This window comes from Haemophilus sp. C1 (genome assembly GCF_001276515.1).
Taxonomy (GTDB): Bacteria; Pseudomonadota; Gammaproteobacteria; order Enterobacterales; family Pasteurellaceae; genus Haemophilus.
On record NZ_LDVZ01000033.1, the window covers coordinates 1 to 9,786 of the forward strand.

General features: G+C 36.6%; 7 protein-coding genes and 4 tRNA genes. 9 read left to right on the top strand and 2 right to left on the bottom strand.

Translation table 11 applies throughout. The annotated features are described in order from the left end of the window. Window positions 1-133, bottom strand: a 133-nt coding sequence (locus tag ABW51_RS10390) for a PT domain-containing protein (protein ID WP_269432152.1), incomplete at its 3' end; no start/stop codon positions are given. 514 nt (window positions 134-647) lie between these two features. Here ABW51_RS10390 and ABW51_RS08925 point away from each other — a divergent pair. From ABW51_RS08925 to cydC, 5 genes are all read left to right on the top strand, one after another. Next, window positions 648-1,316, top strand: coding sequence for an Abi family protein (locus ABW51_RS08925; protein WP_053466465.1), 669 nt, complete (start codon window positions 648-650; stop codon window positions 1,314-1,316). Between the two features lie 437 nt (window positions 1,317-1,753). Continuing rightward, window positions 1,754-2,218, top strand: coding sequence for a TonB-dependent receptor plug domain-containing protein (locus ABW51_RS10395; RefSeq protein WP_053466466.1), 465 nt, complete (start codon window positions 1,754-1,756; stop codon window positions 2,216-2,218). Window positions 2,219-2,244: 26 nt separating this feature from the next. After that, a complete protein-coding gene (locus tag ABW51_RS08935; protein WP_082318435.1) occupies window positions 2,245-4,176 on the top strand; it encodes a TonB-dependent receptor domain-containing protein in 1,932 nt (643 codons plus the stop codon). Window positions 4,177-4,303: 127 nt separating this feature from the next. Then, entirely contained in the window at window positions 4,304-6,049 is a 1,746-nt protein-coding gene (locus tag ABW51_RS08940) for an ABC transporter ATP-binding protein/permease (RefSeq protein ID WP_053466468.1), read from the top strand. After that, complete coding sequence (gene cydC / locus ABW51_RS08945) at window positions 6,042-7,700, top strand: thiol reductant ABC exporter subunit CydC (RefSeq protein WP_053466469.1); 1,659 nt, start codon at window positions 6,042-6,044, stop codon at window positions 7,698-7,700. The genes ABW51_RS08940 and cydC overlap by 8 nt, the downstream gene beginning before the upstream one ends. A 390-nt stretch (window positions 7,701-8,090) precedes the next feature. Here cydC and coaA read toward each other — a convergent pair whose 3' ends face one another. Further along, entirely contained in the window at window positions 8,091-9,026 is a 936-nt protein-coding gene (coaA, locus tag ABW51_RS08950) for a type I pantothenate kinase (protein ID WP_053466470.1), read from the bottom strand. A gap of 214 nt (window positions 9,027-9,240) precedes the next feature. Here coaA and ABW51_RS08955 point away from each other — a divergent pair. From ABW51_RS08955 to ABW51_RS08970, 4 genes are all read left to right on the top strand, one after another. After that, window positions 9,241-9,316, top strand: a tRNA-Thr gene (locus ABW51_RS08955). 29 nt (window positions 9,317-9,345) lie between these two features. Then, window positions 9,346-9,430 (top strand) — tRNA-Tyr (locus tag ABW51_RS08960). A gap of 42 nt (window positions 9,431-9,472) precedes the next feature. Further along, window positions 9,473-9,547: transfer RNA gene (locus ABW51_RS08965), tRNA-Gly, on the top strand. 3 nt (window positions 9,548-9,550) lie between these two features. Continuing rightward, window positions 9,551-9,626, top strand: a tRNA-Thr gene (locus ABW51_RS08970). Window positions 9,627-9,786 lie beyond the last annotated feature (160 nt).

The following is a 9,786-nucleotide window of genomic DNA, read 5'->3' on the forward strand; positions in this document are numbered from 1 at the left end:
TGGTTGGTTGGTTGGTTGGTTGGTTGGTTGGTTGGTTGGTTGGTTGGTTGGTTGGTTGGGTAGCATAGGCTGTGCTTGCATTTAATGCAAATGCAATAGAGCAAGCAAGCAGGCTGAATTTAAAGTTAGTCATGTTTTACCCTATAATAAAGAAAATGATAATAATTACTAAATATAATACATAAATAAGTGTTTTCTCACAATACTAAAAGTGAGTTTTTGATCAAAATCAAACAATAAAAATTATTCTCATTATGCTCTATGTTTAAATGCGCTTGTTTCCTGTAATGCGAGCCGTTGATTGTTGATATTAGTAGTTGTAGGGTGGGCTTTAGCCCACCAATAAACAATCGTGAGATATTTTGGTGGGCTAAAGCCCACCCTACATTAAGTACGCATAATTCTATACGTGCTTCTTTTTATTTTAGGAGCAATCATTATGATGATTTTATAAATTGCGTAGCATTATTGATTTAGTTGAAAACGATGATTTTCAGGAATTAAAAATGACAAAAGCCACCTTTTAGGTGGCCTTGTCTCAATATTGTAGGGGGGGTTTGATAATGCTATCAGTGACCAACGTTCCCTATCGTCGGGGCGGAGTCTATGGTAAAATAATTCAAATGTCAAGTGATAAGTAGGATTATATGTTATCAGCAACGCAATTTCTTATTTTAGAAAAAGCACTTAGTAAGGAAAGATTATCTACATACAAAAACTATGTGAAAAATAAAACTTCAGAAAGTATTAATGACAACATCGTTGCTTTATATGAATGGAATTCTGAAATAGCTGGCTATTTTCTTGAATTATGTAATATATATGAGGTTTCATTAAGAAATGCTATTTACAGATCAATAGATGCGTATGATCATTATGGTATCAGACAGAAACAAATACTTAGACAAAGTCCCAAATTAAGAGAAAAAGTTGAAGAATTAGGTAGAAATGCGACTGATGGAAAAATCATATCTAGTTTACATTTTCACTTTTGGGAAGGTTTTTTGAAGAAATTTTTCTTTTGGAATCCTCGTAAGCCTCACAATATGCCTCTTTTATATGCTTATAGAATAATCTCTTTTGAAAACTCAAATAAAGATAAGGATATATTATTTATTATAAAAGTCACAAAGAATTTGAGAGTGAATATAAGAAACAGAATCTGTCATCACGATCCCATCTTCAATAAAGATTTAAAGAAAATTCTGAAACAAGTTATGTGGGTATTTAGTAAAATTGATTATGATTTATACTTAGTTATTAACAATCTATATTCCAATAAAATTATTAATCTTTTAAATAAGAAGCCAATCTAACTACAAATGTAGAAGATCAGACCTGATCTGACAAATCATAATGAAAAATGAGCATTTCCTGTTTAGTATATGAGTGTCAAAGTCAATCTAAACAGAACAGTAAATGCTCATTTTTTATTCTACCCCCCCCATTAACCACCAGATCCGTTTTGATTCAGTTTGGTTTCACTAAAATCACTTTGACTACACTTTGGGTTTTAACAAGCAGTAAAGCTCAAGTTGAATGAATGTTCGCTAATTTTTATAGGGGCGTAAAGCGATCTAATAAACTCTCTGTTTTTGCATCTACATGATTTTTTAGCTGATTGAATGAAGATGTTATGTTCTAAATTTAGAACTTTTGATTTAGAACAAAATAAAAATAATTCTCAAAAATCTGTTCAATAATAAATTTATTTTTTATAATCCACCTGTTTATTAACTTGAGGAAATCATAAATGAAACAACATAAATTGACCCCTTATGCTCTGTTGCTGATTACTGCAGGCATGTCTGTTACGAGTTATGCTTTGGCTGAGGAGCAATTAGAGACGATTAATGTTTCTACGGAATTGGATAGCTCAACAAAAGCTAATCATTCTGAAAAGAAAACAGCGAAAATTATTCAACAAGAATTAATTCAAAATAATAAAGATCTTGTGCGTTATAGCCCTGACGTTGGGGTGGTCGATCAAGGTCGTCATCAAAAAGGTTTCGCTATTCGAGGTGTAGAAGACAACCGTGTCGGTATTAGTATTGATGGCGTAGCTTTGCCTGATTCTGAAGAAAACTCACTTTACAAACGTTATGGTAATTTAAATACTTCTCGTCAGAGTATTGATCCTGAGCTTGCTCGTACGATTGATATTGCTAAGGGCGCAGATTCTTTCAATCAAGGAAGTGGTAATATCGGGGGGGGGTAAATTATCGTACACTTGAACCTTTTGATATTGTAAGAAACGGTCGAAAATTTGGTGCGTTATATCGTACGGGATACGCTTCTCGAAACACTGAATGGGTAAATACTTTAGGTGTTGCGTATGTGGGAGAAAAAGCGGAAGCCTTATTGCTTTATTCCAATCGCTACGGACATGAGATGAAAAGTGCTGGAGAATATACAATTCCTGAAGATCGATATTACACACGTTCTCGTGGTCATAGTAAACAAACTCCTGATGATTCAACGCATAATAATCACAGTTATTTAGCGAAATTTGCATATCGTTTTAATGATAGCCACAGAGTTGGAATTTCTTACAGTGGTTCACATAATAAAAATTATACAATTGAAGATTCAGTCATCACCTCTGAACACAACTGGCGTGAAGCTGACGATCGTGCTAAACGAGATACGGTCAATGTGTTTTATGAATATATGCCAGATTCAAAATTGATTGCATTGGTTAAAACTGATATTGATTATCAAAAAACACAAACTGCGGCTTATAATTATGAGGGATATAGAGCTAATGCCTACAGAGGGAGTGAGCCTGATAATAATAACTTTCGTTTCTTTAATACTAAATTTAAACGGATTAATTTTCGTGTAGATAGCCAGCCAAATGATCTGGGTATAGGTAATCATACTTTTTCATTTAAGGCTGCGATCTCAGAACGAAAATTTGATATCCTGCATCAGGATTTTAATTATACCTACGAGAGCTGGTCGGATCCGAATAAAAAATGGATTCGATCACCTGACTCAACAATGATGCATCCCATTAAAACTCGTCATTACACAATATCATTGCATGATAATATTGAGTTTACACCAGAGTGGAAGGGGCATATTGGAGTTCGTTATGACTGGGCAAAACATGTTCAACAAAGTCTAAATGGTTTACAATGTCCATTCTGTGAAAAATCAGATAATGCAAAATTCCATAATGTTAGCTGGACATCAGGAATTGAAAAAATAATCAATGATGACTGGAAACTTGCTTATAATGTCGGTACTGGTTTCCGTGTACCAAATGCATCAGAAATGTATTTTGATTATCGAAAGAATCATCTTACTGGGATTGTAAGCAATTCAGGAATTTGGGTATCTAATCCAAATCTTAAAGCAGAAAAAAGTTTAACTCAGAATCTTAACTTGGTTGGAAAAGGGAATTTAGGTGAGTTTTCTCTTAATTTACATTATACCCGTTATAAAGATTTCTTATTTGAACAAGAAACAGCAGAGCATTACACTGAAGAGGATCCATTAACTGGCGATACCTTGCATAAATGGAAACCCGCTCAACAAATGCAAAATAGTGATGCTGCTAAAATCTATGGTATTGAATTTACGGGTAAACTTAATTTAAATGAAGTTACACCAATTCCAAATGGGTGGAAATTATTTGGTTCATTAGGCTATAGCCAAGGAAACATGTCTAATGGGGCTAGTTTAATATCCATTCAGCCGATTAAGGCCATTATTGGATTGGATTATGAGCAGCCAGAAGGGAAATGGGGGATCTTTTCTCGCTTGACTTATCTTGGCGCAAAAAAAGCTAAAGATGCTCAATATGGTGATATTGTTGAACAATGTCCTGTTCCTAGGGTGCCTTATTACTATGGCACAACAAGATGTCCAGTAAAACCGAATACCTATACAGAGTTAAAAACTTGGAAACATTTAAATAACAAAGCATTTGTGTTTGATATGTTTGGTTTTTATAAAGTAGCAGACAATGTTACTTTGCGCGCAGGTATTTACAATCTATTTAATCGTAAATATCACACTTGGGATGCGTTACGTGGTTTAAATGATACTGGTGCTGTAGTTAATTCTGTTGGTGTGGATCCTGATCCTACATACGGTGGCTATCCTGGGCTTCAACGTTATTACCAACCAGGTCGTAACTTCGCAGCCTCTGTAGAAATTCGATTCTAATTAATTTGTAGGGTGGGCTTCAGCCCACCAACAAACAATCGTGAGATATTTTGGTGGGCTGAAGCCCACCCTACACTAAGTACGCATAATTCTATGCGTGCTTCTTTTTATTTTAGGAGCAATCATTATGATGATAGATAAACGCCTAATTAACACGGTGGCCGATAGTAAAAAATGGATTGGCGTCACGGTGTTGTGGAATTGGGTGGCGTTAGTTGGCGGGATTATTAGTGCCGTCGTGTTTTCTTATATTTTACAGGCCGCTTATTTTAAAGAATTGACGATGTCAAGTGCGGTGGGTTTTGGTGCGATTTTAATTGCGGCATTAGCATTGCGTGCTTTTGCGGGTAAAAAATCGGTGCAGGCTTCTTATTTTGCCAGCACAAAAGTGAAGCATGAATTACGTAGCCTCATTTATCGTAAATTAGCCTCTATGCCGCTTAACCAAGTGAACCAGCAATCCACTTCAAGCATTATCCAGGTGGCATCAGAAGGTGTAGAACAGCTTGAAATCTACTTTGGGCGTTATTTGCCGCAGCTTTTTTATAGCTTGCTTGCTCCCCTAACTCTCTTTGCTTTCCTGATCTTTTTCAGCTTTAAAACAGCCATTATTTTATTAATTTGCGTGCCGCTTATCCCTATGTCGATTATTGCGGTGAATAAAATTGCGAAAAAACTCTTGGCAAAATATTGGTCGATTTATGTGGGATTAGGCAGTAGCTTTTTAGATAACCTACAAGGTTTAATTACGTTAAAAATCTATCAAGATGATGCTTACAAAGCGAAAGCAATGGATGAAGAAGCAGAGCATTTCCGCAAAATCACCATGAAAGTACTTACCATGCAGCTTAACTCGGTTTCACTGATGGATTTACTCGCTTATGGTGGCGCAGCAATCGGGATTTTAACCGCACTATTGCAATTCCAAGATGCACAACTCAGCGTGTTAGGCGTGATTTTATTTATTCTACTTTCTTCTGAGTTCTTTATTCCGCTTCGTTTGCTTGGTTCATTCTTCCACGTGGCGATGAATGGTAAAGCGGCTTCAGATAAAATTTTCACATTGCTTGATACGCCTGTGGAAACACAACAAAGTGCGGTAGATTTTGAAGCCAAAAATAACGTTCAAGTGGAAATTAAAGATCTACATTTTGCGTATTCTGCAGAAAAACCAGCAATTCAAGGTTTAACTTTAACGATTCAACCAAACCAACTTTCTGTATTTGTGGGTAAAAGTGGTTGCGGTAAATCAACCTTAGTTTCCTTGTTGATGGGCTTTAATAAAGCGCAACAAGGTGAGATTTTGTTTAATGGACAAAACGCCTCAGAAATAGACCGCACTTCTTTCTATCAAAAAGTATCGTTGGTGAGCCATAGCAGCTACGTGTTTAAGGGCACGCTGCGTGAAAATATGACAATGGCGAAAATTGATGCCAATGACGAGCAAATTTATGCTTGTTTAGAACAAGTGAATCTTGCCCAATTTGTACGCGAAAATGGCGGATTAGATATGCAATTATTAAGCCGTGGTGCGAATTTATCGGGCGGTCAGATTCAACGTTTAGCCTTAGCGCGTGCTTTATTACACAATGCCGAGCTTTATATTTTTGATGAAGCGACCAGTAATATTGATGTGGAAAGCGAAGAAATTATTTTGCAGTTCATTCAACAATTTAAACAGCAAAAAACCATTGTGATGATTTCTCACCGCTTGGCAAATGCGGTAAATGCGGACTGTATTAATGTACTTGACCAAGGCAAATTGATTGAGCAAGGCACACATAAAGAGCTAATGGAAAAACAAGGTGCGTATGCTGAAATGTTCCAACAACAAAAAGATTTAGAACAAATTAGAGAGGTGGCAAATGCGTAAAAATGGTTTTGTTGTAATGGGGCATTTGTTGAAATTAGTGACTCCACTCGCACATATTATGGCGTTTACCATTACTATGGGTACGCTCGGTTTCCTTGCTGCCATCTTTATTATGGTGCTGGGTGCGATGGGGTTAGTGAATCTTCTTAACTTTGACACCCATTTAAGTTTCTCCGGAATTTTGACCGCACTTATCGTGTTAGCGGTGGCTCGTGGCGCATTGCGTTATTTAGAGCAAATGTCTGGGCACTATATTGCTTTTAAATTATTGGCATTATTGCGTGACAAAGTGTTTTCTTCTTTGCGCCGCTTAGCTTTTGTGAAGTTACAAGATAAACAAGCTGGGCAATTAGTGTCATTAGTCACCAATGATATTGAATTGCTCGAAGTGTTCTATGCGCATACCATTGCGCCAATTATGATCGCGTTCTTTACCTCTGCGATTTTATTGTTGGTCTTTGCGCATCTTTCAGGCTGGTTTGTACTTGTGGCATTAGCTGCTTATTTAACGGTAGGTGTGATTCTACCAATTATCACCACCAAATTAGCGCGTGAAGATGGCAGACGCTATCGTGAATTAGTAGGCGAAATGAATGATTTCTTCCTCGACAGCGTACGAGGAATGAAAGAAATTCAGCTTTTTGGTTATGCAAAACAACGCTTAGAAGAAATTCAACAACGTAGCCAAAAAATTGATACGGCTTTTGAGCGTATTAAAGACCAAGAAGCGAAAGTTCGTGTTTATACTGAAGTGGCAGTATCCGTTTTCAACATCATTATGCTGTTTACTGGCTTAATTTTATTTAGCTTAGATAAAATTGATTTCACTGCCTTTTTAGTTGGTGTGATTTTATTGATGTCGAGCTATGGCCCAGTTATTGCCTTAAGCAACCTTTCAAGCAATTTGTTACAAACGTTGGCTTCAGGTGAGCGTGTATTAAGTTTGTTAGCGGAAGAACCTGAGTTAAAAGACGTAGAAAGTGCGGTCGATTTAAAAGATGTTTCTCGCATTGATGTAGAAAACGTCAACTTTGCTTATGGTGAAGAACAAATTTTATCGGATGTCAGCTTATCTGTGAAAAAAGGAGAAATTTTAGGGATTCACGGCAGAAGTGGCAGCGGTAAAAGTACCTTGTTGAAATTACTGATGCGTTTTTACGATCCAAAATCAGGCAGCATCAAAATTAACGGCGAAACTTTACCGAATATCAACACTCGTAGTTTGCGTGACAATATGGCGTACATTACTCAGCAAACCTATATTTTCAACGAAACTATTGAGGAAAATATTCGCCTTGCGCGCCGTAATGCAACATTAGAAGAAATTATGGAAGCCGCGAAGAAAGCCTCAATTCATGATTTCATTTTAAGCTTGCCACAAGGTTATCAAACAAAAATGACGGAATTGGGCGGTAACCTGTCTGATGGTGAAAAACAACGTATCGGTATTGCGCGAGCATTTTTACACAATGCACCTATTATCTTGCTTGATGAGCCAACCAGCAATTTGGATAGCTTAAACGAAGCAATGATTTTGAAATCATTACTCGATGTAAAAACTGAAAAATTGATTATTCTCGTCAGCCATCGCCAATCCACTATGGCTATTTGTGATCAGGTGATTGGTATAGAAAACGGCAGAATGTCCTAAACTAAGACAACAAAAAATCGCACTGTTAAAGGTGCGATTTTTTTGTTAGAAGAGGCTGATATTTTAAATAGCTGAATATTGCTATTGATATTAACTTTTGGGGAATTATGCTTGAACTATTGTTAGATGACAAAAAAATAGCAAAGCATAAATCCCATAGGAACATTTTACATTTAGTCTAAGATAGCTGGCTTATCGTCGAATCCTTGCCGAATCAAAGTATGTCTAAGAAGGAAACTATTTGGATAATGCTGCAATGGTACGTTTCCTTGGACAATAAAAATATAGGTAGGAATTTAACTAATATTGAAAGGACCGTCTTCAACACAATTATGGTCATCCGTCCTTTAGTAAATAGTGTAGACTTTTTATTTCTACCGCACTTTTAATCTATTTTCTCAATTTAACTAACTCTACCTGATGGTTTTCACCTTTTTTTAGAATTAAATTTGCTCGCTCACGGGTTGGAAGAATGTTTTGATTGAGATTTAACCCGTTAATTTCATCCCAAATTTTACTTGCCGTCGTAATAGCCTCTTCTTTTGATAAACTTGCGTAATGTTTAAAGTAAGAATTAGGATCATTAAATGCACTTTCTCGGAATTTTAAAAAGCGTTTGATGTACCATTCTTTCAGTAATTTTTCTTCTGCATCGACATAAATAGAGAAATCAACAAAATCTGATACAAAGGTTTGATTTGTTTTGTTATTGCCTGTTTGAAGAACATTTAATCCTTCTAAAATGAGAATATCAGGTTTATCTACCACATCAAATTCATCGGGAATAATATCGTATGTTAAATGAGAATAGATTGGTGCTGTAACATTGCTTTTACCTGATTTCACATCTGCTAAAAAGCGAATGAGTTTAGGTGTGTCATAAGAAACGGGAAATCCTTTCTTTTGTAAAAGATTCTCTTGTTTAAGCTTGTCTAATGGATAAAGAAACCCATCTGTTGTGATGAGATCAACTTTTCTTTCAGTTGGCCAATGAGAAAGTAGCGATTGTAGAATACGTGCAGAAGTGCTTTTCCCAACAGCAACACTGCCAGCAATACTAATTATGTAAGGTGTTTTGGCATTATTTCTGCCTAAAAAACGATGTAGTACCGTTTGGCGATGTAGATTTTCATCAATGTAATAGTTAATAAGACGTGTTAGAGGCAGGTAAATCGTACTTACTTCATCTAATGAAAGGTCTTCATTAAAACCTAAGAGTGGTTTGAGATCCTGTTCTGTCAATTTTAATGGAACGGATTTACGTAATTCCGCCCATTGTTCACGATTAAAGCTTAAAAAAGGTGTTTGCTGAGTTGAAAATTCCACAATAATTTCATTTGATAGCTAAATAAACGAAGAAAAATATACTCTATAACAGGCATGTGCGCATTTGTTTTTCAGTAAATTTAATAAGATTTGGTTAAAAATTCACATTTTTGCTTGTGATTTAAACGAACACGCAAAAAAAATAATTTTTTTAGAAAAAAAACTTGTCACGAAAAGTTTTTTCCATATAATACGCCTCACTTGCTTACGACACGCCGACTTAGCTCAGTAGGTAGAGCAACTGACTTGTAATCAGTAGGTCATCAGTTCGATTCCGATAGTCGGCACCATTCTTTCGTATCAAGTATTCATTTAGCGTGGAGGGGTTCCCGAGCGGCCAAAGGGGGCAGACTGTAAATCTGTTGGCTCAGCCTTCGAAGGTTCGAATCCTTCTCCCTCCACCATCTTTTAGATGGATCCTGATGGGACAGACGAATTTAGGACTTGCGGGCATCGTATAATGGCTATTACCTTAGCCTTCCAAGCTAATGATGCGGGTTCGATTCCCGCTGCCCGCTCCAAACGCTGATATAGCTCAGTTGGTAGAGCGCACCCTTGGTAAGGGTGAGGTCGGCGGTTCAAATCCGCCTATCAGCACCAGCCTTATAATTCTCTTCCTTTCATAAAACAGCAAACAAATTTATTGGTTAATGTGGTTTAATTTACCCATCGATAACCGTGTCTATTTAGAGGGACTATTTCAATGTCTAAAGAAAAATTTGAACGTACAAAACCGCACGTAAACGTGGGTACAATCGGC

Bases quoted from the DNA above. Each gene is read 5' to 3' on its own strand.
- ABW51_RS10395 (WP_053466466.1), top strand. From the start codon at position 1,754: ATGAAACAACATAAATTGACCCCTTATGCTCTGTTGCTGATTACTGCA.
- cydC (WP_053466469.1), top strand. From the start codon at position 6,042: ATGCGTAAAAATGGTTTTGTTGTAATGGGGCATTTGTTGAAATTAGTG.
- ABW51_RS08925 (WP_053466465.1), top strand. From the start codon at position 648: ATGTTATCAGCAACGCAATTTCTTATTTTAGAAAAAGCACTTAGTAAG.
- ABW51_RS08940 (WP_053466468.1), top strand. From the start codon at position 4,304: ATGATGATAGATAAACGCCTAATTAACACGGTGGCCGATAGTAAAAAA.